23 protein-coding genes are annotated in these 25,047 nt (G+C 34.3%); 5 read left to right on the forward strand and 18 right to left on the reverse strand.

Features of this window, described 5'->3' with window-relative positions; translation table 11 throughout:
- Positions 1 to 12 precede the first annotated feature (12 nt).
- Together J0383_RS20135 and J0383_RS20140 are read right to left on the reverse strand one after the other, a co-directional pair.
- On the reverse strand, positions 13 to 606 hold the full coding sequence (locus tag J0383_RS20135) for a TetR/AcrR family transcriptional regulator (protein WP_207295738.1): 594 nt from the start codon (positions 604 to 606) through the stop codon (positions 13 to 15).
- Positions 607 to 1,064: 458 nt separating this feature from the next.
- Positions 1,065 to 1,988 (reverse strand): SMP-30/gluconolactonase/LRE family protein, encoded by a 924-nt coding sequence (locus J0383_RS20140; RefSeq protein WP_207295739.1) that lies wholly within the window; start codon positions 1,986 to 1,988, stop codon positions 1,065 to 1,067.
- Between the two features lie 397 nt (positions 1,989 to 2,385).
- Here J0383_RS20140 and J0383_RS20145 point away from each other — a divergent pair, with 397 nt between their 5' ends.
- The 3 genes from J0383_RS20145 to J0383_RS20155 are packed head-to-tail and all read left to right on the forward strand — an operon-like array spanning position 2,386 to position 3,476.
- Positions 2,386 to 2,565 (forward strand): type II toxin-antitoxin system HicA family toxin, encoded by a 180-nt coding sequence (locus J0383_RS20145; RefSeq protein WP_207295740.1) that lies wholly within the window; start codon positions 2,386 to 2,388, stop codon positions 2,563 to 2,565.
- 18 nt (positions 2,566 to 2,583) lie between these two features.
- Positions 2,584 to 2,979, forward strand: coding sequence for a type II toxin-antitoxin system HicB family antitoxin (locus tag J0383_RS20150; RefSeq protein ID WP_207295741.1), 396 nt, complete (start codon positions 2,584 to 2,586; stop codon positions 2,977 to 2,979).
- A 59-nt stretch (positions 2,980 to 3,038) separates the two neighbouring features.
- Complete coding sequence (locus tag J0383_RS20155) at positions 3,039 to 3,476, forward strand: cupin domain-containing protein (RefSeq protein WP_207295742.1); 438 nt, start codon at positions 3,039 to 3,041, stop codon at positions 3,474 to 3,476.
- Positions 3,477 to 3,623: 147 nt separating this feature from the next.
- Here the strand turns inward: J0383_RS20155 and J0383_RS20160 are convergent, their stop codons facing one another.
- The 8 genes from J0383_RS20160 to J0383_RS20195 form a co-directional block, all read right to left on the reverse strand.
- Complete coding sequence (locus tag J0383_RS20160) at positions 3,624 to 3,968, reverse strand: cupin domain-containing protein (RefSeq protein WP_207295743.1); 345 nt, start codon at positions 3,966 to 3,968, stop codon at positions 3,624 to 3,626.
- A gap of 178 nt (positions 3,969 to 4,146) precedes the next feature.
- The gene (locus J0383_RS20165; RefSeq protein WP_207295744.1) at positions 4,147 to 4,569 is read right to left on the reverse strand and encodes a DoxX family membrane protein; all 423 of its coding nucleotides are present in this window, start codon (positions 4,567 to 4,569) and stop codon (positions 4,147 to 4,149) included.
- A 249-nt stretch (positions 4,570 to 4,818) separates the two neighbouring features.
- Entirely contained in the window at positions 4,819 to 5,613 is a 795-nt protein-coding gene (locus J0383_RS20170; protein ID WP_207295745.1) for an AraC family transcriptional regulator, read from the reverse strand.
- 189 nt (positions 5,614 to 5,802) lie between these two features.
- Positions 5,803 to 8,904, reverse strand: a complete 3,102-nt coding sequence (locus tag J0383_RS20175; RefSeq protein ID WP_207295746.1) for an efflux RND transporter permease subunit — start codon at positions 8,902 to 8,904, stop codon at positions 5,803 to 5,805.
- A 33-nt stretch (positions 8,905 to 8,937) separates the two neighbouring features.
- Positions 8,938 to 10,026 carry an efflux RND transporter periplasmic adaptor subunit gene (locus tag J0383_RS20180; protein WP_207295747.1) on the reverse strand — a complete coding sequence of 363 codons (1,089 nt, stop codon included), beginning with the start codon at positions 10,024 to 10,026 and terminating at the stop codon, positions 8,938 to 8,940.
- A gap of 32 nt (positions 10,027 to 10,058) precedes the next feature.
- A complete protein-coding gene (locus tag J0383_RS20185; RefSeq protein WP_207295748.1) occupies positions 10,059 to 11,297 on the reverse strand; it encodes a TolC family protein in 1,239 nt (412 codons plus the stop codon).
- Positions 11,298 to 11,441: 144 nt separating this feature from the next.
- Positions 11,442 to 12,797, reverse strand: a complete 1,356-nt coding sequence (locus J0383_RS20190; RefSeq protein ID WP_207295749.1) for a sensor histidine kinase — start codon at positions 12,795 to 12,797, stop codon at positions 11,442 to 11,444.
- A gap of 2 nt (positions 12,798 to 12,799) precedes the next feature.
- A complete protein-coding gene (locus J0383_RS20195) occupies positions 12,800 to 13,471 on the reverse strand; it encodes a response regulator transcription factor (protein WP_207295750.1) in 672 nt (223 codons plus the stop codon).
- A gap of 734 nt (positions 13,472 to 14,205) precedes the next feature.
- Here J0383_RS20195 and J0383_RS20200 point away from each other — a divergent pair.
- Entirely contained in the window at positions 14,206 to 14,754 is a 549-nt protein-coding gene (locus tag J0383_RS20200) for a type 1 glutamine amidotransferase domain-containing protein (RefSeq protein WP_207295751.1), read from the forward strand.
- Between the two features lie 78 nt (positions 14,755 to 14,832).
- Here the strand turns inward: J0383_RS20200 and J0383_RS20205 are convergent, their stop codons facing one another.
- Together J0383_RS20205 and J0383_RS20210 are read right to left on the reverse strand one after the other, a co-directional pair.
- Positions 14,833 to 15,249 (reverse strand): hypothetical protein, encoded by a 417-nt coding sequence (locus J0383_RS20205; RefSeq protein WP_207295752.1) that lies wholly within the window; start codon positions 15,247 to 15,249, stop codon positions 14,833 to 14,835.
- A 154-nt stretch (positions 15,250 to 15,403) separates the two neighbouring features.
- On the reverse strand, positions 15,404 to 15,721 hold the full coding sequence (locus J0383_RS20210; RefSeq protein WP_207295753.1) for a GIY-YIG nuclease family protein: 318 nt from the start codon (positions 15,719 to 15,721) through the stop codon (positions 15,404 to 15,406).
- 385 nt (positions 15,722 to 16,106) lie between these two features.
- Between J0383_RS20210 and J0383_RS20215 the strand changes: the two genes are divergently transcribed.
- A complete protein-coding gene (locus J0383_RS20215) occupies positions 16,107 to 16,340 on the forward strand; it encodes a hypothetical protein (RefSeq protein WP_207295754.1) in 234 nt (77 codons plus the stop codon).
- A 96-nt stretch (positions 16,341 to 16,436) separates the two neighbouring features.
- Here the strand turns inward: J0383_RS20215 and J0383_RS20220 are convergent, their stop codons facing one another.
- The 6 genes from J0383_RS20220 to J0383_RS20245 all read right to left on the reverse strand — a co-directional run bounded on the left by J0383_RS20220 (position 16,437) and on the right by J0383_RS20245 (position 24,898).
- On the reverse strand, positions 16,437 to 16,856 hold the full coding sequence (locus tag J0383_RS20220; protein ID WP_207295755.1) for a DUF4359 domain-containing protein: 420 nt from the start codon (positions 16,854 to 16,856) through the stop codon (positions 16,437 to 16,439).
- Between the two features lie 77 nt (positions 16,857 to 16,933).
- A complete protein-coding gene (locus tag J0383_RS20225; RefSeq protein WP_172426711.1) occupies positions 16,934 to 17,101 on the reverse strand; it encodes a hypothetical protein in 168 nt (55 codons plus the stop codon).
- A gap of 301 nt (positions 17,102 to 17,402) precedes the next feature.
- Complete coding sequence (locus J0383_RS20230; RefSeq protein ID WP_207295756.1) at positions 17,403 to 18,665, reverse strand: DUF6161 domain-containing protein; 1,263 nt, start codon at positions 18,663 to 18,665, stop codon at positions 17,403 to 17,405.
- A 225-nt stretch (positions 18,666 to 18,890) separates the two neighbouring features.
- Complete coding sequence (locus J0383_RS20235; RefSeq protein WP_207295757.1) at positions 18,891 to 19,976, reverse strand: efflux RND transporter periplasmic adaptor subunit; 1,086 nt, start codon at positions 19,974 to 19,976, stop codon at positions 18,891 to 18,893.
- Between the two features lie 233 nt (positions 19,977 to 20,209).
- Positions 20,210 to 23,500 (reverse strand): efflux RND transporter permease subunit, encoded by a 3,291-nt coding sequence (locus tag J0383_RS20240; protein WP_207295758.1) that lies wholly within the window; start codon positions 23,498 to 23,500, stop codon positions 20,210 to 20,212.
- A gap of 12 nt (positions 23,501 to 23,512) precedes the next feature.
- Positions 23,513 to 24,898 (reverse strand): TolC family protein, encoded by a 1,386-nt coding sequence (locus tag J0383_RS20245; RefSeq protein WP_207295759.1) that lies wholly within the window; start codon positions 24,896 to 24,898, stop codon positions 23,513 to 23,515.
- Between the last annotated feature and the right edge of the window lie 149 nt (positions 24,899 to 25,047).

Here is a 25,047-nt window from a genome sequence, read left to right on the forward strand (position 1 = left end):
TTGAAAAAAATATTATTGTATTGATTTGATGATACCCCCAATGGCATCTTTTAAAATTTGAGCATTAATTGTTTCTAAAATATCACTTTTATTAATGATGTTGATGGCGATTAAACCATGAATAACAGAAAAGAAAGTGAAGTACTTTTGTTTTATGATATCTTGACTCGGATTGCTGTCTTTCATTACATCAGCAATTACCTGAGTGAATAATTTGTAAGGTCCCTCTTGAGCTGAACATCGCTGTGCGCAGCAAGTCATTTGAACACCAAACATCAACTGATACATTTCAGTATTAGTAAAAGCGAAGTCCCAATAAGTCATCCACATGGCTTCTAATTGATCTTCGGGTTTTTCAAACTTATCAATTGCAGTTTGCAATTCTTTAGTCAGCTTGATAAAACCTTTGCCAGTCAGTTCTTCCAAAATTGCTTCTTTATTCGAGAAATATTCATAAATAATAGGAGCGGTATATTCGATTCTGTCGGCAATTTTACGCATACTCAAACCATTCCAGCCTTCGTCTTTCACGATATCATAAGCAGCGCCAAGAATATTATTTCTTGTCTCTTCTTTTTGTCTTAAAATTCGATCTTTACTAGCCATTATATTCGAGTATTAAATTGTTTAACACTGTTAGGCAAATGTATGGCGGTTTTTTGAATTTCAAAATATTTTTATCATAATATTTTCTTATCGTACAATAAGTAATATTAAAAATGCTAGTGAAGTGTTGATTTTACTAGACTTTTAATTTCTAAAATATTTTTTAGGAGCAGAACATTTTTCGTTTTAAAGACGTTTTGTCCCGCTCTACACTATATCTTTTGTATTGAACCCCAACACAAAAGGATGCCGTTTCGATCGGGGCTAGGCGAGAACGAATCATTTTCATAATTTTTCTATAGAAAGACAAAAAAAATCCATGTTCAACTGGACTGAAAGTCCAGCTCTACAATATTCGTAGAGCCAGGGGCTCTTTTTTGTATCAGATGGCAAGAAAAATTCCGAAGAAATGTCTCATATTGTAGGGCTGGACTTCAGTCCAGTTAAAAATATATCGATTATTTCATTCCCCGAATGTTCATTTCTAATGTATAAACACTTTTACTGGCTGTAATAAATAATGTTTTGAATTTTTTTCCTCTAAAACAAACATTAGCGGTCCATGGCTCAGGAACATCAATGTGGGCTATTTTTTCTCCTTGCGGATTGAATATGGTAACTCCCTTTCCTGTTAAATAAATGTTTCCCGACTCGTCTATTGTCATTCCATCTGAACCTAATTCAGTAAACAGCGTTTTTTTGCCTAAAGAACCATTACTTTCGATGGTATAAGAATAGGTTTTATTTGCTTCTATATCAGCTACGTACAATGTTTTTCCATCCGAAGTTCCAATAATGCCATTAGGTTTTACAAGATCATTATCAACGTTGATAACTTTGGACTTATCTGGAGATAAATAGTAAACGCATTCTTTCTCTATTTCTTTAGAAGTATGTGTCCAGTAGTCCCTTTGGTAAAAAGGATCTGTAAAATAGATACCGCCTTTTGGGTCAACCCAAAGATCATTGGGACCATTCAGCCTTTTTCCTTCGAAATTATTTAGTATTACCGTATAATTTTTGTTTTGGTCTATTTTCCAAAGTTCGTTTTTTTCATCGGCGCAGGCCAAAAGATTGCCTTTGTGATCAAAATACAAACCGTTAGCTCTTCCTGCATTTTCCATAAAAACAGAAACTTCGCCATTAACCGACCATTTCATGATTCTATTATTAGGCTGATCCGTAAAATAAATATTTCCTTTCTTATCTGAAGCAGGTCCTTCTGTAAAACTGAATTGATCGGATAGTTTTGTGAGAAGGGCGCCTTTTGCTATTAAGTCATGACTTTTTTCTTTTGATGTCTGAGCGTATATAAAATTTGTAAAAGTTAAAGTAATAACAAATAAAAGGTGTGCTTTTATTTTAAGTTGGAATGCATTCATGATAAAAAGTTTTAAAAGTTGCTTTTGAAGCGGTTTTAAAAGTAGTTTTTATTTCTGATATTCTGCAAAGCCTGGTTCAAATTTGCTCGTAGTTGAAGTTTTTTTAGGAGAATAATTTTAAAATATTTTTCTGGAGCAGAACATTTTTTGTTTTCAAAGTATGCCGTTTTCCCGACAGCTACTGGGAGAGCTAGGTGAGAAAGTATATTTTTCAGAAGAACTTTGTCAAAGTGTTATGGCAAAAAATTTTCTAGGAACGAAATCTGAATAATATTTACTCAGCAAAAGTTTTAAAAAAATAAGTTTTTTCTTATATAATTTAAATTCGAATATTTATTTTTGTTTATTAAAAAATGTAAAAGATAGTATTTTTACTATCTTTGTAAAGTCGTTAAAAATGAAATCAAGAGAATTTATTAGAGAAGCACTAAGAAACGGCTGGGTGTTTTTGAGGCAAGGCAAAGGAAGTCATGAAATTTATGAAAAAGATGGTAAGCAAGTTGTAATTCCTAACCATGGATCAAAAGAATTAGGAAAGGGCTTAGAACAAAAATTGAGAAAACAAATGGGACTTTAATCCTCAGATATAAATATTATGAAAACAATTAGAATTGCAATTGAAAGAAACGAAGATGGATTTTGGGGATACGCTGAAAATGAAGAAGCAATTGTTGGAGGTGGGGAAACAGTGCAAGAATGTAAGCAAGATGTTTTGGATTGCATTGAAACTTTAAGAGAACTTGATTCGTCAAATAGACCATCCTTTTTGAATAGTGAATATGAACTGATTTATAAGTTTGATGTTGCAAGTTTGCTAAGCTATTACAAAGGTATATTTACAAATTCTGCGTTAGAAAGAATTACAGGAATTAATCAGAAACAAATACAACATTATGCAACTGGACATCGAACCCCTAAGGCTGAACAACGTATGAAAATAGAAAATGCATTGCATAATTTAGGGAAAGAACTTTTAGCAGTTGAGTTGTAAAAGCAAAACTAGTATAAAACAACTTGTGTTCAATTTTTTCGTAACATTACAATAAAAAAATGAACACACTAACGACCCTAAAAACCACAATCGCTCTTTTGCTTTTCCAACAAACAGCCTTCGCACAGGAAACCAAAAAAGAAGTAACATCACCACAATACACTATCGAAAACTGTGTGAATCACTTTGAAATAGACAAAGCCACCAAAACCAAAGTAGGCTATCAATATTGGTTTGCCGATAAAAACTTTACTCAAGAAAACACTTTAAAAATGAGTATTGTAGAACCAGGGAAATCGACGCACGCGCCACACCATCATCCCGAAGAAGAATTTTTTTATATTCTAGAAGGTTCGGCTTCTTTTTTTCTAGATGGTAAAACAGTTGTGGTTGGACCAAATACCAGTTTATATTGCCCGCCAAATGCAGAACACGAAATAAGCAATGCGGGAAATACTGATTTGAAATATTTGGTTATAAAGAAGGATTTGAGATAAATATGCTGTAGTAATTTTAAAGATTTCAATTATTTGAATTGCCTCCTGCTTTAGCTGGAAGTTATTAATTGGTAAAATAAAAAGGCTTTAGCCCAAAAATATATTTGGCTAAAGCCTCAAAGGAGTTTCTTGTAGACTGATTAGTTTTTACTTCAAAATCACTACCTCTTCCGGTACAACAAACAATAGCGTACAACCCGTTTTTGAAAACACGGAATGTATACTTTCAGGAGGCATGTATAAATAATCGCCTGCTTTCAGTTCGTCTTTTGCAGATCGGACTTCGCCTTCCAAGACAAAAATTTCTTCTCCGCTGGGATGGATATGATTTGGATACGAAGCGCCAGCTTCAAATTTTAATAAAAAAGTTTTAGGTCTGTTGGCGGCTTCGTCAAAGCGTAATACTTTATAAAAAATACCTTCTGTATTTACACCTTCTTCAATAAGAGGTTTCCAGTTTACTTCGCTTGTTTTTGCAATTTGTTTTTCCATTGTAATTGATTTTTAATTGTTTAATGCGTTGTGTATATTTATTTTTTACATAGAAGTATAGTTTTTCGAAGATTTAAAAAGGCGTTTCACTAATTCAAATGCACATAGTTTAGCTATGTGTGGAAACTTGTTTCTTTAGCTATCTTTTTTTAATCCGAAAAACTATGTCTTTATGTCTTTAATTTTTTAAAAGAATTTCGTCCAGACTCCATTGGTATTTTTCGACAGTTGATAAAAGAAAAGCGCCCATTGAAAAGACAAATACCGAATAATCTAAAGGATCTTTTACACCAAAAGAATAGGTCATTGCTAAGGCAAAAAATAAGGTTAAAACAGATGTGGCAATTGATGACAATCTTGTTTTGTAGCCAAAGAGAAGTAGCAAACCCAAAAGTGATTCGGATATTGTGGCTGTAATGGCTATTGCGGGAATGCAACTTTTTGGTGCGAAAGAATTGACTTTTTCGGCGTAAGCCAAGAAATTTTCCCAGCCTGAAGATTGACTTCCCCAAAATCCCAACCGACTTGAAACAGCAGAAATAAATCCGCTGGCTAATGCAATACGTAAAAGAAAAATGGCAGAATCCTGATATCTTTTCATGACTAAATGATTAGTAATTATTATGATACAAAGATCTCGCAAGAACGTTTGCTAAGAAATAGAGAATCTTGGAAAAAGCATGTAATTATAATTTTTTAAACATAAAGAAGCATAAAGTAAAAGTTTAAAAAAACGAGTTTTACTTCTTTAAGTAAACCTAGTGCTAATGTGTTGAGAAACTAGTTTCTATTTCATTAACTTTTAATAAGTTTAAAATAGAAAACTATGTCTCTATGTGTTTAAAAACATTTAGGCACTAACAATTTTCTCCCTGAAAGATTTTGGAGAAACTTGAGCGTGTTTTTTGAAGAAGTTTGAAAAATAGAAAGGATCATTAAAACCCAAAGTATAGGCAACTTCTTTTACAGATAATTTTTCATAGGTCAACAGTCGCTTTGCTTCGGAAACAATTAATCCGAAGATGATGTTTTGGGCGGTTTTATTGCAGTGCAGTTTCGAAAGTTCGTTGAGTTTGGCTTCGGTGGTACCAATCAAACCAGCAATTTCATTTACCGAAAGATTCTTTTCAAAGTTTTTTATTACCGTTTCCAGAAATTGAAGAAATAAAGCATCGGGTTTGTAGATCTCGTCTCCACGATTTATTTTGGTTCGGTTGATTTCAATTAAAATCAACTCAATTCGGCTGTGAATAGAAATTAAATATTGATACGGTTGTAGATTTATTTCGTTTGTAATTTCTTCAAGCTGACGAACCACAATTTCGGGCTGATCGACTTTGATCATTTCATTCATCGCAAAATGGCAGAATAAACCATTGTGGAAAATCAGTTCCATGTCGCTGTCGTCTTTACAGAAAAAAGCATAGGTAAATTCGAGAACAAAACCAGAAGCATTTTCAATATCTTTAAAATAATGAATCTGCCCAGAAGTAATCGTGATAACAGAATTTTCGGTTAATGTAAATTCATTTTCATCAATAGAAATCGTAGTTTTTCCCGAAGTGCAAAATACCAGAACATACTTTAGAACACGTCTTGGAATTTTTAAATCTTCTGCCTGACTAAATGCTTTTATTTCAATCATTTTGTTTTTGATTTTACCAAATGTAATATTTATTTTTTGAACCATATAAGTTCATGTAAGCTGTTGATAGTTTTTATGAATTGCCTCCAGCAAAAGCAGGAAGCAATTGTTTTTTTATAATCAAAAAAAACACCTCCAAACTTTTAAAAAGTTCAAAGGTGCTTTCAGAATAAATAATAACAATTAAAATTATGAATAGGTACTTATATCTTTTTTGCGGTAAACCAGATAGAAAACTTGCGGTAAAACTGTTAAGGAAAGAATCATACAGGTTATTAATCCTCCTACGATCATAATGGCTAGGGGTTTTTGAACTTCAGAACCCATTCCTGTTGATAAAGCCGCTGGTAATAATCCTAAAGATCCCATTAAGGCAATCATGACAATTGGACGAATACGACTGTAAATTCCGTGCGAAATGGCATCTCTTAAATGCATTCCGGCGCGCATATTTTCTTTGATCATTCCGATGAGTACAATACTGTCAATCGCGCTGACACCAAAAAGAATGATAAATCCAATTCCAGCCGAAATTCCGAAAACGGTTCCTGTTGCCCAAAGTGACAAGAATCCGCCAATAAAGGCATACGGCATTGCGCTTACAGCAATCATGGTATCTTTGAAATTACCAAAGTTGAAATACAGGAGACATAAAATAAGGATAAGTACAACAGGAACAATCATTGCCAATTGTTTGGAAGCTCTTTCTTTACTTTCAAATTCGCCCGCCCATTTCATGACATTTTCTTTAGGAAGTTTCACTTCGGCAGCTACTTTTTTCTGTGCTTCTTCGATGGTGCTTCCTAAGTCTCGTCCTTCAATACTAAATCCTACAGCAATGTAACGGCTGTTTCCTTCACGGTAAATAAATGTTGGCCCTGTTTTATATTCTACGGTTGCAATTTCTTTTAAGGGCACTTTTTTACCATTCATGGTCGGAATCAAAATTCCTTCGATTTTTTCTTTAGAATCACGATATTCTTTTTCAAAACGCAGGGTAATGTCAAATATCTTTTCGTCGTCGTAGAATTTGGTAGCAGCTTGTCCGCCAATCGTCATTCTGATAACGGCCTGAGCATCGGCAGTAGTAACGGCATAACGTGCCATTTTTTCATCGTCAAGCTGAATTCTTAATTCTGGCAATCCAATATTTTTATAGACATTGATATCTTCAATTCCTTTTACATCTTTAATCGAATTTGCGACTTTTGCGGCCATTTCTTCCATTTGGAAAAGATCGCTTCCGAAAATCTTAATCGCCAGCGGACTTTTAACTCCTGCTACATATTCTTCCACATTATCCTGTATTGGCTGGCTGAAACCAAATGCAATTCCTGGATATACATCGAGTACTTTTTTGATTTCTGCAATCAATTCTTCCTTACTGATGTCGTGTTTCCATTCGTCTTTATGTTTTAATTCTATATGGAATTCGATATTAAAAAATCCAGTTGGGTCAGTTCCGTCATTTGGTCTTCCGGTTTGCGAAAGCACAAATTTTACTTCTTCAAACTTCCTGATTTTGGCTTTCATTTCTTTTGTCAATCGCACCGATTCATCCAAATTAATACTATTCGGAAGTGTAGCTCTTACGTAAATGGCTCCTTCATTCAGCTTCGGAATAAATTCTGAGCCGTAAAATGCAAATCTTACACAACAAACGGCTAATAAAGCTAGAAAAGAATAAATCGTTATTTTTCGATGTTTGGTGCTCCATTTAAAAAGGTTGTACAAATTGGTTCTAAAGAAACGTGAAATCATGTTTTCTTTTTCGACAATATTTTTCGTAAGCATCACTTTACACATGGCAGGCACGTAAGTAAGTGATAAAATCAGTGAACCTAGTAAGGCGTACCCCAAAGTAAAGGCTAGGGGAGAGAACATCTTTCCTTCTACTTTTGTGAAAGAGAAAATTGGCATTAGCGCCACAATCAAAATAATAAGGGCAAAGAAAATATAAGTTGCCACGCTTCCTACACTTTTCTTGATTAATCCCATTTTACTCATGGCGTTAAAACGTTCCATTCCCACTTTATGGGCTTTCTTTTCGAGCGAAACAAAAACTTGTTCGACAATTACCAGCGTACCTTCGAGCAGTAATCCAAAATCTAACGCTCCCATAGAAATCAAATTCGCAGGCAGTCCCTGAATTCGCAGCATGATAATCGCAAACAAAAACGAAAGCGGGATCACAGTTGCTACAATCAGCGAAGTTCGCCAGTTGTAAAGGAAAATAAACACGATTAACGAAACCAATAAAATACCTTCAACAAGATTTTTGGTTACTGTTTTTACGGTTGTATTAACCAATTCGGTACGGTCGATAAATGGCACTATTTTAACATTGTCTGGAAGTACTCTTTCATTTAGTTCATTCAAACGTTCTTTTAATCTGCCAATTACTTCACCTGGATTTTCTCCGCGAAGCATGACTACAATTCCTTCCACAACATCGTCATTTCCGTCTAGACCAACTTGTCCTAATCTTGGTTTTGCTGAAATGGAAACTTCAGCTACATGCTTTACTAAAACAGGAGCTCCGCCTTTTGTTTCAATTAAAATATTACCAATATCTTCAACTTTATTAATTAAACCAACTCCTCGAACCACGTACGCTTGATCGCCTCGTTTGATGACATCTCCGCCTACGTTGATATTACTTTTTGAAACAGCTTCATAAACGTCTAATGCCGATAAATTGTAATTTTCGAGTTCGGTTGGATTGATTTTGATTTCGAACATTTTTTCTTCTCCACCAAAACTTACTACATCGGCAACGCCCGGAACAGCAACCAATTCTCTTTCGATAACCCAATCCTGAATGGCTTTGATTTCTTTAATTGGCAGATCACTTTTAATGACATATCTAAAAATTTCGCCCGTTGCTCCAGACGGCGGATCGATTTCAACATCGGCTCCTTCTGGAAGATCCAATCCGTTTAATCGGTTTGAAGCGTATTGCTGTGCGTAAAAATCTTCGACTCCATCATCAAATAAAACGGTTACAACGGATAATCCGAAAAGAGAAATAGAACGAACTTCTGCCTTTTTCGGAATTGTATTCATTTGTTTGGAAATAGGAAGCGTGATGAATTTTTCGACTTCTTCGGCACTTCTTCCCGGCCATTGTGTAATAATTCGGGCTCTTGTATTCGTTACATCAGGAAATGCTTCTATGGGTGTGTGAATGTAACTCACAATTCCTGCTACCAGTAAAATGGCTGTGAAAAAGAATATAATTAGTGAGTTTTTTAAGGAGAAAGCAACCAGACCTTGTACAAATTTTTTCATGTTTTGTATTGTATTTATCCGTTTTAAGGATGCTTAGTTTTTTAATCTTTCGTGAATCAGAAGCTGGTTTTTAGTAATCACCATTTCGCCTTCTTTTACGCCTTTATCAAAATAAAGCCAAGTGTTGTTTTTTAAGACTGGATTTATTTCTCTGGTTTCGATTGTACAATCGTTTTTATAGATTAAGATATAATCACGGTTATTATCGAAAATGGCGGCTTTTGCAGGAACAGCTGCCAATGCTTCACCACCTGTACTTTTATCGATTGTAATATCGGCGGTCATTCCCGGTTTTAGTTTCAGATTGCGGTTATCCATAACAATTCGTGCTTTTAGAACATGTTCGTCGGCATCAAAAACTTTTGCCATCATATTGATTTTTCCTTTGAAAATTTCTCCCGGATAAGCAGGTGTTGTAACGTCAACAGCCATATTTTCGCTGATGTTTTTCAGATTGCTTGTATAAACATTTACCAAAATCCAGATTTCTTTTAAATCAGAAATGGTAAATAGCGAATTCGTTTCATCTGTAACCTGCATTCCGGGACTGATGTTTTTATCTACGATATACCCTTCTGTTGGTGCTTTGATTTGAAAAACAGATCTGTCGCTGCTTGCGCTGAACATCGCTAAATTGGCTCTTACATTTCCTAAAGAAGCTTTTAAAACATCTAATTCGCTTTGTGCCTGCAGTAAATCTTTTTGAGAAGCAATTCCATCCTCAAACATTGATTTTGTTGATTGCAGCTGGCGCTGGGCTACCGTAATCTGCGATTGCAATGATCTGCTTTCTGACTGCATACTGTTCAATTCTGTACTTTTAATTTCTGCCAGCACTTGTCCTTTTTTTACATAATCGCCTAACGAGAATGTAGTTTTGGTAATGATACCTTGAACAAGACTGTTAAACTGAACTACATGATCGCCATTGTAAGTAATGTTTCCCGTAAGATTGATCGATTCGCTCACAGAACGTTTTTGAACAGTTTCGATTGTTATTTTTTCTTTTAATTCTTTATCGATGCAGAATTTTTCATCCTGTGCTTTTTTAACTTCTTCTTTCTTGCCACATCCGTAAACGAGCAGTAACCCAAGTATCGGGAGTAAAATAAATTTCTTCATTATGTATGTTATTATTTTTTAGATAATTTGGTTTAATTGATTTCTTCACCCGCTATGTAACGGAGTTCTTCAAGGTCATTGTTGAGGTCTTTTTTAGAGTTTAACAAAATGGTTTTGTTGTCCAGATACGCATCAACAAGATCAAGATATTCGAGCATGCTTGTGTTTTTTTGCATGAAATTTTTTCGATAAGCTTCTAATAGTTTATCCAAATCACCTTCATAACTGGCATCAACGTTATCATAAAGTTTTTTGGTAACCAGTAAATCCTGATACGCTTGTAAAACTTCTGTTTGTATGGTCAGCGTTTTTTCATCTGTAGCTAATTTACCTTGCTCAATAGCGAGTTTTGCGACTTTTATATTTCCTTTATTTCTATTAAAAAACGGCAGATCCAATGAAAAACCAATACCCACAAAATCATTCATCAAACTTGCTCCACGGTCGTAACTTAAGCCAAGCGTAACATCTGGAGTTCGTACTGCTTTTTCGTATTTGTATTTAATGTCGTTGTAGTCATTTCCAAGTTTGAGCACTTTCATATCTGGACGATTTTCTACAGCCGATGCCATTAGATTTCCAAGATTGATATCGTCGATATTTTTATTTTCGGGAACAAAACCTTCATCTGTAAGTTTGATATAATTTGTTGGCGGAAGATTCATTAAAACTTTAAGTTCTTGCTGCAACGAATTATTTGCTTTCTGCAAATCGCTGATTTCTTTTAAAAATTGAAGCTCAGATGCTTTTAGCCTAATGTATTCGGCTTTGCCAATATTACCTTGTGCAACCTGATTGCCATAGGCTTTAATCAAGGTTTGCATAGACGAAAGCTGTTTTTTATAAATGGCTTCTTGAGCTTGTGTGTATTGCAGTTCAGTCAGGTTGTTTCTAAACTCAATTTTGAGATTTCGCAAAAAAGTTTTGAAATATTCTTTGGCAATATCAACGCCCACTTTTTCCATGGCGATCATTTTTTTTCGTTTTCCCGCAGTCTGAACTAATTGTTCCAGTTCAGCATTAACTTGCTGCGTTCTTCCGTAATTTCCCCATAACGGCGGCAGTTGCTGTGCAGTGGCATTGCTCCAAAGATTGATTTCGCCAACAGTTAGCGTAGGATTCGGCCATAATTTTGCCTGAATAACCTGCGCGTCGGCAATATCAATGTTTAGTTTTTCTGAAATAATAGAAATATTTTTTTCCAGAAATATAGCTTCGGCTTTTTTTCTAGACAAGACAATTGTATCATTTAAAGTAGCATTTTGTGCCATACTTTTGAATGATACAATTAAAAATAAGGTTAAAAATATACGTTTCAAATTAAGTAGATTTAATAAGTTGCAAAGCTATTTGCTGCATATTAAGTCCTAATTTGATCTCTGTTAGAAACCAGTAAGAGTTAGATTAGAAAACGATTAGAGTTTCGGGAAAACCAGTGTTACCGTGGTTCCAGCGCCTTTTTTGGATGTAATGGTAAACTCGATATTATTTTGTTTGAAAATTACATTGGCTAAAGTCAAACCAATGCCGCTTCCTTTAATATCGCTTACATTTTTACCTCTGTAAAAGGTTTGTTTGATGAATTGAAGATCGTCTTCGCTGATGCCTTTTCCTTGATCTTCAACCACAATTTTTAACTGCTGATTTTGTTCTAATAAGCTGATTTTTATAGGATTTCCTTCTGAATATTTAACCGCATTTTCGATGATATTAAATAATGCAATTTTGATTTCGTTTGAATTTCCTTGTATCGAAAGCAATTTGTCATTGCCAACTTCTAACGCAATTTGGATTTGCCCTTTTAAATGATAACTGGCAGACAATTGATCGTTAATGTCCCAAACCAATTCGTCGACTCTAAAAATTTCGTTGAGTTCCATATTGTCGCGAAGACCCGAAAGCATCATTAAAGTATTCATCGTGTCTTCGATTTGATAAACGTTTTCTAACACTTTCTGAGACATTTCTTTATACTCGGCGCTGGTTCTGTCTTTTTGGGCAAAAACTTCAAGGTTTCCAGAAATGGCAGTTAAAGGCGTTTTGAACTCATGCGAAACATAATTGATGAAGTTTTTCTGAATGATAAAAGTATCCGAAAGTCTTTTCAGCAGATTGTTATACGTTTCAATCAATTCCTGAACATCGTCTTTGGTATTCGGAGAAACAATTTGTTTGTCTAACGACGAAGCCTGAATCTCATTAACCTGATTGATAATATTTTTGATCGGACTGTAAGCCAAATTAGAAAGTACTCGGCTGACCAAATAAATACTGACTAATCCCGAAATTAAAACCAAAATCATGATGATCAATAATCGATCGGTCATGGTTTTGAAATCGGTGTCATTTTTTTTAACGAAAACCACAAAATCTCCTTGATTGTCATGGTAATAACTTCCGAAATAAAAATGATGTTTGGATTTAAAACTTAGTTTTCTGTTTTTTCTAATATAATCCAGCCGAGTTTTATTGATATTGTTGTCTAAAGTTTTATCTCCGTAGACAATCTGGTTCTCTTTATTGTAAACGCGAGTTACAATTTCAAGTGAATTTTCACGGAATTGCTGTCCGATAATTAAATGCTGGTTTTCTGGAAGTTCGTCTTTTTCTAAATAGAAAATACCTGTCAGTAAACAGGTTTTCTGCAATTCGTTATACACGATTTTTTCGGAATAACTGTAGAAAGAAAAATACGTGATCAGCGAAGCAATGACAAACACAACACTGAATGTCAAAGAAGAAATTAAAGTAAAGCGATTACGGATTTTCATAATTATTCTTTTAGCATGTAACCGATTCCTTTTATGGTGTGAATGAACTTATGATTGTGTTCGATTTTGTTTCTTAAATACGAAATATACACATCGACAACATTAGTGTTATTGTCATAATTAATTCCCCAAACTGCTGTTAGAATCTGAGTTCGAGACATGACTTTATTTCGGTTTTCTAATAGATACAAAAGCAGTTTGTATTCTCTTGGTGAAAGATCGATCAGTTCGTTATTTTCGGTGACTTTATGCTCGTCCGGATTGATCGTTAAAGTTCCGCAGGTGTATAAAGTTTCGGGTTCGTTGTAATTGAATTTAGTTCTTCGCGTAAGTGCATTTACTCTCGAAATCAGTTCTTTAAAATGAAAAGGTTTTACAAGATAATCATCGGCACCAGAATCTAGTGCGGTAACTTTATCATCGGTATTACTCAAGGCGCTGAGCATTAAAATAGGCGTATGAATCTTTTTAAAACGCATTAATTTCGTCAGCTGAATACCATCGATTCCCGGAAGCATAATATCCATCAGGATAATATCCCAAGTGTTTTCCTGAACAAGGTCGCGCGCCATTTCGCCCGTTTCGGCAAGATGCACGGTAAAGTTGTTTTCTTCTAAACCTTTTATAATAAATTCGCTGATGCGTTTATCATCTTCAATGAGTAAAACATTCATAAATGGTAAAATATTATTGATTTTTGATTAAAATGGGGTGTTTTTAATCACAAGACGCTTTTGAAAGAGTAACAAAAATAGCATTTATTTTTTGAACCATATAAGTTCAGGTAAGTAATTGAAGGTTTTTCTTATGTCTTTTGAATTATTGCAGATTAAATGATTCGATCCTATGGATCTTTTTTTTTCGGGATTCTTAGACCCGGGATTAAAATCCCGAGTTACAAAATAAATTGAGCCAATGGCTCTTTAAAAATTCCGTTAGGAATGAAAAATATTGTAGCAACGGATTTTAATCTGTTGAGAAAATAATGGATATAAAAAATTAGTTCCGTAGGAACGATACATATTACCAAAATATATTTCAACAATTAAAAATTCCGGAGGAATGAAAATATTTATAGATTCATAAAATGCACTGTACCAAAAGATCCAGCGGAGCGACATATTGTAGATAAGATTTCACCCCGCTGGGGCTCTTTTGAAATGGGAAGATTTTTTTCTATAAATATTTCGTCCCGCTGGGACTTTTTCTTGAACTTTCTTCCTATAAAATAATAATCCCAACCAACCCCAATCTTACATAATTCTCGTTTAATTTTTAATAAAAAACTGCTATTCAATTAATTAACTTTTATTAAAGAAAGCTTTAACATCGTCTGTTTTCGCTGGCTGTTAGAAATAGCTAATTTTAGGTAAATCAAAATTAATAACGTTTAAAAAAAATTAAAATCATGAAAAAGAATATAGCCATATTAGCCACAAACGGTTTTGAAGAATCAGAATTAGCATCTCCAAAAGCCTATCTGGAAGAGCAAGGTTGGAATGCCGATATCGTTAGTTTGAAATCAGGAACGATCAAAGCTTGGAAAGACGGAAATTGGAGCAACGAATATAATGTTGACGTAGTTTTAGATGAGGCAAATGAAGCCGATTACGATGCTTTGGTTCTGCCGGGTGGAGTTATAAATCCGGATTCATTAAGAAGAGAAGAAGCAGCAGTAAATTTTGTACGTTCGTTTTTTGAAAGTAAAAAGCCAGTAGCGGCAATTTGTCACGGACCTCAAATTCTGGTAGATGCCGATGTTTTGGAAGGTCGAAAAGTAACTTCGTTTTTCTCTGTTAAAAACGATTTGAAAAACGCTGGAGCACAATGGGAAGACTCAGAAGTTGTTGTAGACAATGGATTAGTAACCAGCCGAAACCCTAATGATTTGCCTGCTTTTAATAAAAAAATGGTGGAAGAAATTAAAGAAGGTATACACGAGCGTCAGAGAGTCTAAAAGACTTTTTTAGATTTATCACTTTGCAAAAATGCAAGATCAATTTTGGTCTTGCATTTTGTTGTTGTAGAATATTGATTAATCAAAATATTCAATTAATTTCTCATCCTCAAAAACGATATGATCTGTTATATGAAATACTTCTTTTATCCAAGGGTGTTGTAGTGCATCTTTTCTATCTAAGATTTTTCCAAGTAGAGCATTCTGCCAAGGAGATTCTTCTTTGTCCATTAAACCTATTTGGTATTCGTTATTATCGTTAAGCCAAATTCTGAACGGAAAAGAAAATCTATTTTTAGGTTCTTCGTCCGTTCCCCAATCACCAATGCTGATTATTCCGAGAGCATATTTATAATCATGACCTTTTGTGAATTTTAAATAATAAATAGCAAATGCATTTTCATCCTTATAAACAAATCGAGTTAGTTTAATGGTTTCATTATTACAGCATTCACAAATTTCTACAATTGGTTCCTCGAATTCTATTCTTATCATTTGAAATATTTAATAGCTTTTTCAAAAGTATTCATTTTCAATTATGATTTGTAATTTTTAAAGTAAATAGGAATTTATATTGCGTTTTCCACAATTTTGTCATTTAGAGGAACGAGAAATCACACGCGTTAATCGACAAAGAATTGAAAAAAACTCATTCAAAATGAAAATTAAGAAATTCAAAAGTTTCATTAAAACCTCTTATCAATTCAATCTTTTTATCTCTTCGCCATTTCTTCAATTCTTTTTCTCGTGCGATTGCTTCTTGTATCCATGTGAATTTTTCATAATAAACTAAAAACTGAATATTATATTTTGCTGCAAAACTGCTAATATTTAAATCTATATTTTCTTTATGCTGTGCAAGTCTTTTTCTTAAGTTATTAGTAACTCCGATATAAAAAGAAGTGCGATGTTCATTTGTTATAATGTAGACGTAATAAGTATGATAGCCAAGTTGAGGATTTAACATTTTTATTTTTTTTGTACGAATATACATATTTTAAATCTAGTTTGTCATTTCGACCGAAGGGAGAAATCACACTCGTTGATCGACAAAGATTGGCGACATTCTTTGCGGAGTTTCTAGTGTGATTTCTCCTCCGTCGAAATGACAAAAATGCGATAAATACATCCCAAAATATAGATTTAGTATATTTGTTAAAGAACATAAAGTAGTTGTAAGAAAAAGAATATAAAATAAAGAATTTTCCTATATTTGTAGTTCTTAAATCTTCACATTAAGAACACATCAAATTTGCCCTTGTGCTATGTAGTAAAGCTCCCAAAGGACTTTGACGCCGTGAAGAAGCGTAAGACTGCTAAGGCACGAGGGTTTTTCTTAAATTCTTCACTTAATGAAAACAGAAACCCTTTCCAAAGAAGCCGAAAAAAGGCTGATTGATTTTTTTAACCATATTATCGATCCCGACGATATGGCTAAAATATTAAGACAAGTAAACTGCATTTTAGCGCTCGCCGTAATGCGACAACACGAAACTCTCCAAATTGGACTAACAAATTTCGAAGACAATTATTATTGGGTCAATGAATTGGCGGAGATTTTGAATCCTTATTTGAGTGAGGAGTAAGGTTTATAAAATGGAAAAACCTCGATTTTGAATGAATCGAGGTTTTATTTTTAGATATAATTTTGCGGGCACGGATTGCAAATCCGCGCTATCGGGTTATTCTATAGCCATTGAGTCTACACTGACAGCCATAGTATCAACTGCTTCTGAAGTATTTTTATAGCTGTTTATTTCATCATTATTAAATGCTTTATTTACTTTTTCAGAAATAAAAACATTTCCAAATAGACCATATCCAATACTTTTGCTTTTGCCTTGCCATGTAATTTTAGTAATTGAAAATAGTATATAATTGTCTCTAGCTACAGAATTCTCAATTAACTTTTCTGCCAAAGAACTTCCAAACAAAATTCCTAATTTTTCCATATCAGAGCCATTTTCTGAGATAGAATTCTGAACAACTTGATTTATTACTGATTTTACAGCTTGTTTATGTTCTTCACTACTTGGGTTAGTTAAAACTGCTGTCAAAATGATAACAGCAAAAACTATAAGTATAATATTCCATTTTTTCATAATATTTTTATTTGGTTTTTCATTTTCCAGTAAATAAGACTTCCATTTCTGGAAGTCTTAAAATAAACAATAAGCTGTTAAGCATATCGGATTAATTTCCATGTTACAGCTTTGTTGTTGTAAGGAGGAAATTGATTACCTTTAGCTAAAGGTATGGTTGTTGATGGAGACGATTGTGCCTCCCACACTCCTGATTCCGGACATGTTTCACCAGTTTTGCGAGTTGTCCCTAATGGTAGCGCCATAATTTAAAATAATTAAGGTTAATAATTAGTAAACTTAAAACCAATCATTATCTAATTATTACGGAAAACCTTCTTTTGATTATTTTTATAATATAATTTAATTATTTGTCGTTTCTGACTTCAAGTTAGGTGGCCGTGTTAGCAAGAAGAAAACAGTGACTAAAGTTTATAAATTTAAAAACCTCGATTTTTTGGAATCGAGATTTTAGTTTTTAGTGATATAATGTGTTCATTACTTTGCGTGCACGGATTACAAATCCACGCTATCGGCTTAAATCTGCCAACGTTTAAATAATAACTTTTAACTTTTAATTTTATCAAATATGCCAGGCATAGTTGGATTTCCGTCATCTTTTAACATTCCAGTATCTGCTCGGCAAAATAGAGATTGTAAAACCAAGCTTCTATCTTCCTGTGTAATTGTACTATCCTTTATTAAAGATAAATAAAAAACAGTAAGTTTTTCTCTTTCTTCAGCATCTCTAGCTAGATGAAAACTAGAAAACATTGCTTTTTTTACAGCTTGAATTCCAAAAAAGAGAAAAGAAATGAATGTTACAAAAATAATTGACCATCTTATAGCTCGAACAGGTTCTTTTGAAAAAATACTTTCTAACATATCTTCAGGTGTGAGCCATAACAAAAGGAAAAGCATAGTTGCACCTACTATCACTAGAGTAATTAGCCATCGCATAAATTTATGTCCTTCAATATTTAATTCAGTAGCTCTCTGTTTCCAATATTCAGCGGGAACTTGAAATTTCATTTGTTCACGATAAGTTTGTTCTAATTCTATTTTAGTAGCTAAAGATTTTTTTAACAGCCTTTTTGCAGCTTTTTCACTTGTACTAATTTCAGTTTTTACTTTATCAGTCCATTCAGAAAAGTTTTTTGAAAAAGTTTCATTCCATTCTATTGTAATATTTTTCAAATTCTCTATTTCATCTTCAGATTTTTGTTTTGAATTATTAAATAGCTCTTCAAAATTTTCTCTATCATCATTATTATCTTGTTGGTATTTATTCCTAATTGTCGAAAAAGATATTTCTTCACTTTCTTTCAATGAAAGGATATCTAAATCTGCAATTTCAAAATTTGTAGAGGCTATTAATCCCTTTAAATAATTTTTGTTTACTATATTGTTTGACTGAATGTTTTCAGTAAAGCCATCAAAAGCACCATTGAAAAGTTCAGGATATTTATTATTAAGATTTGTTAAAAAAATAACTTTAGGTGAGTTGGCTAGCAAAATTGTATTCTTTGCGGTATTTAAAATTTTATTTATTTCTCTATTTACTTCTATAGGATTAACAAATTTCTTTAGGACTACATTTTCTATTGTAAGTAATAATTTGGAGAAGAAATTTGTAGAATCTTTAAAATAATTATTGAAGTTGAAATTATTCCAATTTTCATTTTGTTCCTCAACAAATTTATGAAGTCCTATTAAATCGTATGTCCCTTCAAAATTTTCTTTAGGAATTTTAATAGTATAAACTTGATCACGAATTATATTGTCATCAGATAAACTTTTATATTCTTTTTTAAAATCTGAATGTTTCATTTAAAAGTAAGTATGATTTTGATTGTCAAAATATTATTTATTTTTATTATTTCAAAAATATCAATTTAGCAATCTCAACAACCACGTATTTTTACCTGAAATTATTAAACAAAAAAAAACAGTCCCTCCAAAAAAGAGGAACTGTCCTAAGGCAAATTTTAGATTTGCACTCCGAAGAATGCGTACAGTAATTGGTAATCTACTAAAAAGAAGACTAAACGCAGGTTATTCGTTTATGACATCGCCTTCCTTAGTTTCTTCGCTGGCGATTTTTACCAGTTTATCTTGAGGGTTTAAATCTCCGAAAATTTCGATTTTATCTTCGATTTCTCTTCCTTTTTTAATGTCAACTCTTGTGGCTTTGTGGTTTACTACTTTTACCACATACAAACCTTCAGCAGAATTCACCACTGCCGATTTTGGTACTACAAATGTGCTGTCTTTCGCGTTAAGCGGTAATAAAACTTCGGCAACCATTCCAGGTAATAAATTTCCTTTAGTATTGTGAACATCCATTTCGACTCTTTCAGAACGTAGTTTTAAATCTAAAGCTCCCGACATTCTGGTAATTTTAGCGGTAAAAGTTTCTGGCAATGATTTTACATTAAAACTCATTTCGTCTCCTGCATGCAAATATCCCGTGTATAATTCTGGAACAGAAACCGCCAAACGCAATTTAGATTGCTCTTGAATCGTTAACAAAGGCAAATCTGAACCTTTTCCTTGCGGGCCAACAAATGTTCCTAAATTGACATTTCTAGCTGCTACAACACCATCAAAAGGAGCACGGATTTCTAAGTATCCTCTCATGATCGAGATTTCTTTGTGAGCCGCAATGGCAGCTTGGTATTGTGCGTAATCAGAATTCTTTTTTCCGCTTGCCATTTCCAAATCGTTTTTAGAAATCGTTCCTTCAACTTTGCTGGTTTCGTACAAACGGTTGTAGGTGCTTTTGCTCGTTGCGTAAATCGCTTCCATAGATTTCAATCTAGATTCGGCAGCCGCTAATTGTGAACTGATTTCAGGCGCTTCTAAAATAATCAAAAGCTGTCCTTTTTTTACTTTAGAACCAATATCAACTTTTAAAGTTTTTACGAAACTGCTCACTTTCGCATACAAATCAACTTGTTGAAAACCGGTTAATTCAGCTGGTAAACGTAATTCTGTCGTTAGTTTTTCTTTCGATAAAAGAAAAGTTTCAACTTTAGGTTCGATTTCTGCTTTCGCAGTTTCTTCTTTTTTCTTTTCGCAGCTGCTTAATACAACTAACGCTGTAAATAATAATGCGATTGATTTTATATTATTTTTCATTTTTTGGTTTTATATAATGAATATGTTTTAAGCTTTTGGATTAATTATTTTAACACATAGAATCATAGCTCTTCTTTACGAATAAAGGCGTTTCACTTTTTTAAACAAACATAGCTATGAATGAAAACTAGTTTTTCTTTTATCTTTTTATTTAAAACAAAAATCTATGTTTCTATATGTTAAAAAAAATTACACTCAACAAGTTATGACTTTCGACTTTCGACTTTCCAACTTTATGACTTTCCAACTTTAGACTTACTTATTGATGCAATGTAATGGATGCTTTCTTCGTCTTCAGGATCTAAAGAAACTGATTGTGTCGTTGTTTTTTCTTGTGCCCATGCAAATATCTGCGGCAAGATCAATAATACGGCAAAAGTAGAAAATAATAATCCCCCGATAACCGCTCTTCCTAACGGAGAAACCTGATCGCCTCCTTCGCCGTGTCCGATTGCCATTGGCAGCATACCCATAATCATCGCAACCGAAGTCATGATAATTGGACGAAGACGCAGCGCAGCCGCTTCACGAGCCGATTCTATGGCATTTCCATTTTTTTTGCGCAACTGCTCGGCATTGGTTACCAAAAGTACGGCGTTGGCAATAGAAACCCCAACCGACATAATGATTCCCATGTATGATTGTAAGTTCAGTGTTGAACCTGTTAAAGTCAGCATTAATAATGATCCTAAAACTACGGCAGGAACTGTCGTTAAGATTACTAACGAAACTTTGAACGATTGGAAATTAGCGGCCAACATTAAGAAGATTACGAAAACGGCAACCAATAATCCTGTTTGTAAACTGCTTAATGTTTCTGTCAATACAGTACTTAGTCCAATTGGCGTGATAAACAAACCACGAGGCAACTCGCCAAGCGAACTAATGGTTTTGCTTACATCTTTTGATGCCGTACCTAAATCGGTTTGGTAGATGTTGGCAGTAACGGTAATGTATGGCATGGCCCCTAAATTGTCATTTTCACCACTTACAAAGCCCGGTGTAATTTTTGCAACGTCGCTTAAAACGGGACGAAGCGAATTTTTCAATACTGGAATTTCTCCAATATCCGTTTTGCTTTTCATTTTGTTTAAAGGTACTTGAACCTGAACAGAATACGATAATCCTGCTTTTTCATCAACCCAGTTATTTTTTTCGGTATAACGAGAAGATGAGGTAGAAGCAACCAGCGAACGAGAAATATCATTCATATCCACTCCTAATTCGGCAGCACGCGTTCTGTCGATATCAATATTCATTGCTGGATAGTGAATTGGCTGACCAATTTGTACGTCTCTGAAATAGGATATCGCTTTTAGTTTGTCAACAATCTGCGTAGCGTATAATTCATTTTTCTTTTTGTCTTTTCCAGCAACACGAATCTCGATTGGAGTAGGAGAACCTTGGCTCAACACTTTATCAGTTAATTCGATTGGCTCAAAAGAAAGTTTAGTATCTGGCAGTACTTTTTTAATTCTTGCTCTAAACTCATCTTTAAATTCATCCATATCTGCCTCATAGTCTTTCAAACTCACTTGGAAAACCGCTTCGTGAGAACCCGCCATGAATAAATAAATCGGGTTGATCGAGAATAGAGAAGGGTGTTGCCCGACATATACAGAAGAAATTCCGATATGCTCTTTTCCAACCATTTTTTCCAATTCTTTTAAAACAACTCTGGCTTGTTCTTCGGTTCTTTCCAAACGCGTTCCATCAGCTGCACGCATTCTCAACTGGAACTGACTTGAATTGGTTCTCGGGAAAACATCTTTTCCAATAAAACTAATAAACAAAACTGCTAGAATTATCGAACCTGTTAAATAAATAATAGTCGTTGCTTTTTTATGAACAAACAAACGATCTAAAAGTCGCATGAAACGATTTCTGAATTTTTCGAAACCAGATACTTTTCCATCATTGTTGAAATCTTCTCTTTCAACCATATCCTTTTTCTGGCCAATTAAATCTTGTTCAGATTCTGGTGTTAATCCGCAGGCGTTAAATTCAGCTTCGTCGTCTGTAATTTCTGGAGTGTGTTCGTGTTTGTCGTGTCCTTTCATCATCCAGTTCGCCATTACAGGTACAAAAGTCTGAGATAATAAGAATGAAATCACCATTGAGAAACCAATTGCTAAAGCCAGAGGAAGGAACAATGCTCCCGGAATACCAACCATGGTAAATGCTGGCGCAAATACGGCTAGAATACAAAGTAAGATCAATAATTTAGGCAAAGCAATTTCCTGACAGGCATCCCAAATGGCGAGTGCTTTTGGTTTTCCCATGTCGAGATGCTGGTGAATATTTTCGATGGTTACGGTACTTTCGTCCACCAAAATACCAATCGCAAGAGCCAATCCTGATAAAGACATTAAGTTGATCGTTTGTCCGAATAATTTCAGAAATAAAACCCCAGAAATAATCGAAATCGGAATTGTCATAATTACGATTAATGCTGCACGACGGTCACCTAAGAATAACAATACCATTAATCCCGTTAAAACCGCACCAATGATTCCTTCTGTAATCAAACTTTTTACGGAGTTGATTACATAAACCGACTGGTCAAATTCATAAGATAATTTTACATCTTCAGGAAGTGTGCTTTGAATTTTAGGCAATTCTGATTTTAATTTCTGAACGACATCCCAAGTCGAAGCGTCTCCCGCTTTTGCGATACTGATGTAAACCGAACGTTTTCCGTTTACTAAAGCATAACCTGCAGTGATATCGGCACCGTCTTTTACCGTTGCCACATCACCTAATTTTAAGTTTTGAACACCGCCTTTAAATAACGGAATCTGCTCAAAATCTTTAACTTCTTTAATAGTGTTATTAGTTGGTGTGATATAGTTTTTATCGCCCATACGCACGTTTCCTGACGGCGCTGTCTGGTTGTTCAAACGAATGGCTTCAACAATCTGATCTGGCGTCATATTGTGCGAACGCAATAAATCTGGATCTACGTTCACCTCAATTGTTCTTGGACTTCCTCCAAAAGGTGCTGGAGACAATAAACCCGGAATAGATGTAAAAGAAGCACGAACATACACGTTGGCTAAATCCTGTAATTCGTTGTTGGATCTGATTTTACTGCTCAAAACCAATTGTCCGATTGGAAGTGAAGAAGCATCAAAACGAATGATAAACGGTGGCTGTGTTCCTGGAGGGAAAACCGCTTGGATTCTATTTGAAAGCGCACTTAACTCGGCTGCAGCCTGAGCCATGTTGGTTCCTTCATAATAGGTTAATTTCATAATCATTAACCCCTGAATATTTTTAGTTTCTACTGATTTTATACCGTTCGAGAAAGGTAAAACGTTTATGTAGTTTTTGGCAAAATAAGCTTCCATCTGGTCTGGCGTATAACCTCCAAACGGGTGCGCGATATAGATAACCGGCAAATTCATTTTTGGTAAAATATCTACCTTAATGTCTTTGATGGCACCAATTCCGAAGAAAAATAGACCCGCAACCAATACTAAAATGGAAATGGGTTTGCGGAGTGCAAAACGTATTAAATTCATTAGGATTTATAATTAAAATTCATTTATAAATAAGTCAAAATTTCCTGTTGCAGCGACTTTCAATAAGTACGACTGCCACACATTATTATTGACAATATCGCGATCGATTTCAGCACGATTTAAAACATACATCGTTTGTGTTAAATCAGTTAAATCAGTTAAACCGTTTTTGTATAAGGTTGATTTTTGAAGATATGCTTTTTTAGCAGCTTCAACCTGAATGGGCGCTTCGGCATAGTTTTCCAAAGTAATTCTGATTTTATCTTCAGCAAAATTCAACTGTGATTTCAATTCTCTGTCTGCCTGATTGTATTCTTCCTGAATGGCTTGAGAAACAAATTTCTGAGCGCTTACTTGTTTGCTTGAACGAAATGGTGTGGTTATATTCCACGTAATTCCAACTCCAATTAAGTAATTGGTACGATTTGGATTTACGCCATCCCAATAATTTCTCGTAAAAGCATTTTGATTGGTTGCATACGACGAATCAAATCCTGAAGCTCTGGTTTGTAAAACTCCAAAAGCAGTCATCGTTGGATAATAAAATCTCTTATACAATTTAACCTGCTGGTTGCTGTAATCGATTCGGGTTTTATACAATTGTAATAAAGGGTGAAGACTGTCTGTTGCAGTTTCTTTTGTTACCAATTCTTTTGGAATCTGCGTTACAAAAAGAGTATCAGCAACAAAATCCTGAGGCGCAACTCCCATTAAATCGACTAATTTGTTGTTTTGCTCCTTAACGAAGTTTTTAGCAAGATTTAAAGCAATTTTGGCTTTAGAAACTTCTGCAGTTGCCAAAGTAGAATCGACTCCTGCCAATAATCCGTTTTTAACTCTCGCAGCAGCAGTCTTTTTGAAAACTTCTGCGCGATCTAAGTTCTTTTGCTGTGAAATCAGTAATCTTTGGCTGGCTAACAAGTTTAAATAAGCAGCCGAAATTTTGATTTCCTGCTGAAATTTTTCCTGTTGTAAATCTTTTTCTTTAGCCTGAACATCAATTTTAGATAAATTGATTTTTTCTTTCGTTTTTCCAAAAGTGAAAAAATCCCAGTTCATATTGACTAAGTAAAGCGCGCCAAAAGCCGAATTCCAGTTTTGTTCTGGAAGCGGTAACCCGGAAGAAGCAACTCCGAGACCTCCAAAACCATACAATGGCCCGTTTTGTCCGTTTACAGTTCCGTAATCCTGTTGTGCCGATAAATTAAGATTTGGCAGGTAATCACGGCGAGACTGTTTTAAAGTCTCCTTTGATGCATTGGTGTAATTGTTTTTTGCTTTGATAGAACCGTAATTCTCAAGCCCGGTTTTTATTGCTTCTTTTAAAGACAGGGTTTGAGAATAACTGGCTGAGGCAAAAATCAAGAAAAATAAAATGGTAATTTTTTTGAAGTACATAAACTCAAGTGTGAAATTATGCGACAAATTTATTTCTCTTATGCTGATTAAAGTCAGGTTTAGTGATGTACTGCACTAATAAATGACCAATTCAATTGGTCATTTATTGGAAAAAATAATTAAATATTTGTCCGTACTTTGTACTCTAT

It is taken from the genome of Flavobacterium endoglycinae (assembly GCF_017352115.1).
Lineage (GTDB): Bacteria > Bacteroidota > Bacteroidia > Flavobacteriales > Flavobacteriaceae > Flavobacterium > Flavobacterium endoglycinae.

Excerpts from the sequence above, each read along its gene's own strand:
- J0383_RS20225 (WP_172426711.1), bottom strand. The coding sequence starts at position 17,101 with ATGGCGCTACCATTAGGGACAACTCGCAAAACTGGTGAAACATGTCCG.
- J0383_RS20160 (WP_207295743.1), bottom strand. The coding sequence starts at position 3,968 with ATGGAAAAACAAATTGCAAAAACAAGCGAAGTAAACTGGAAACCTCTT.
- J0383_RS20180 (WP_207295747.1), bottom strand. The coding sequence starts at position 10,026 with ATGAAGAAATTTATTTTACTCCCGATACTTGGGTTACTGCTCGTTTAC.
- J0383_RS20135 (WP_207295738.1), bottom strand. The coding sequence starts at position 606 with ATGGCTAGTAAAGATCGAATTTTAAGACAAAAAGAAGAGACAAGAAAT.
- J0383_RS20140 (WP_207295739.1), bottom strand. The coding sequence starts at position 1,988 with ATGAATGCATTCCAACTTAAAATAAAAGCACACCTTTTATTTGTTATT.
- J0383_RS20145 (WP_207295740.1), top strand. The coding sequence starts at position 2,386 with ATGAAATCAAGAGAATTTATTAGAGAAGCACTAAGAAACGGCTGGGTG.
- J0383_RS20245 (WP_207295759.1), bottom strand. The coding sequence starts at position 24,898 with ATGTACTTCAAAAAAATTACCATTTTATTTTTCTTGATTTTTGCCTCA.
- J0383_RS20150 (WP_207295741.1), top strand. The coding sequence starts at position 2,584 with ATGAAAACAATTAGAATTGCAATTGAAAGAAACGAAGATGGATTTTGG.
- J0383_RS20185 (WP_207295748.1), bottom strand. The coding sequence starts at position 11,297 with ATGGCACAAAATGCTACTTTAAATGATACAATTGTCTTGTCTAGAAAA.
- J0383_RS20190 (WP_207295749.1), bottom strand. The coding sequence starts at position 12,797 with ATGAAAATCCGTAATCGCTTTACTTTAATTTCTTCTTTGACATTCAGT.
- J0383_RS20200 (WP_207295751.1), top strand. The coding sequence starts at position 14,206 with ATGAAAAAGAATATAGCCATATTAGCCACAAACGGTTTTGAAGAATCA.
- J0383_RS20235 (WP_207295757.1), bottom strand. The coding sequence starts at position 19,976 with ATGAAAAATAATATAAAATCAATCGCATTATTATTTACAGCGTTAGTT.
- J0383_RS20165 (WP_207295744.1), bottom strand. The coding sequence starts at position 4,569 with ATGAAAAGATATCAGGATTCTGCCATTTTTCTTTTACGTATTGCATTA.
- J0383_RS20210 (WP_207295753.1), bottom strand. The coding sequence starts at position 15,721 with ATGTTAAATCCTCAACTTGGCTATCATACTTATTACGTCTACATTATA.
- J0383_RS20230 (WP_207295756.1), bottom strand. The coding sequence starts at position 18,665 with ATGAAACATTCAGATTTTAAAAAAGAATATAAAAGTTTATCTGATGAC.
- J0383_RS20170 (WP_207295745.1), bottom strand. The coding sequence starts at position 5,613 with ATGATTGAAATAAAAGCATTTAGTCAGGCAGAAGATTTAAAAATTCCA.
- J0383_RS20205 (WP_207295752.1), bottom strand. The coding sequence starts at position 15,249 with ATGATAAGAATAGAATTCGAGGAACCAATTGTAGAAATTTGTGAATGC.
- J0383_RS20215 (WP_207295754.1), top strand. The coding sequence starts at position 16,107 with ATGAAAACAGAAACCCTTTCCAAAGAAGCCGAAAAAAGGCTGATTGAT.
- J0383_RS20240 (WP_207295758.1), bottom strand. The coding sequence starts at position 23,500 with ATGAATTTAATACGTTTTGCACTCCGCAAACCCATTTCCATTTTAGTA.
- J0383_RS20155 (WP_207295742.1), top strand. The coding sequence starts at position 3,039 with ATGAACACACTAACGACCCTAAAAACCACAATCGCTCTTTTGCTTTTC.
- J0383_RS20195 (WP_207295750.1), bottom strand. The coding sequence starts at position 13,471 with ATGAATGTTTTACTCATTGAAGATGATAAACGCATCAGCGAATTTATT.
- J0383_RS20175 (WP_207295746.1), bottom strand. The coding sequence starts at position 8,904 with ATGAAAAAATTTGTACAAGGTCTGGTTGCTTTCTCCTTAAAAAACTCA.
- J0383_RS20220 (WP_207295755.1), bottom strand. The coding sequence starts at position 16,856 with ATGAAAAAATGGAATATTATACTTATAGTTTTTGCTGTTATCATTTTG.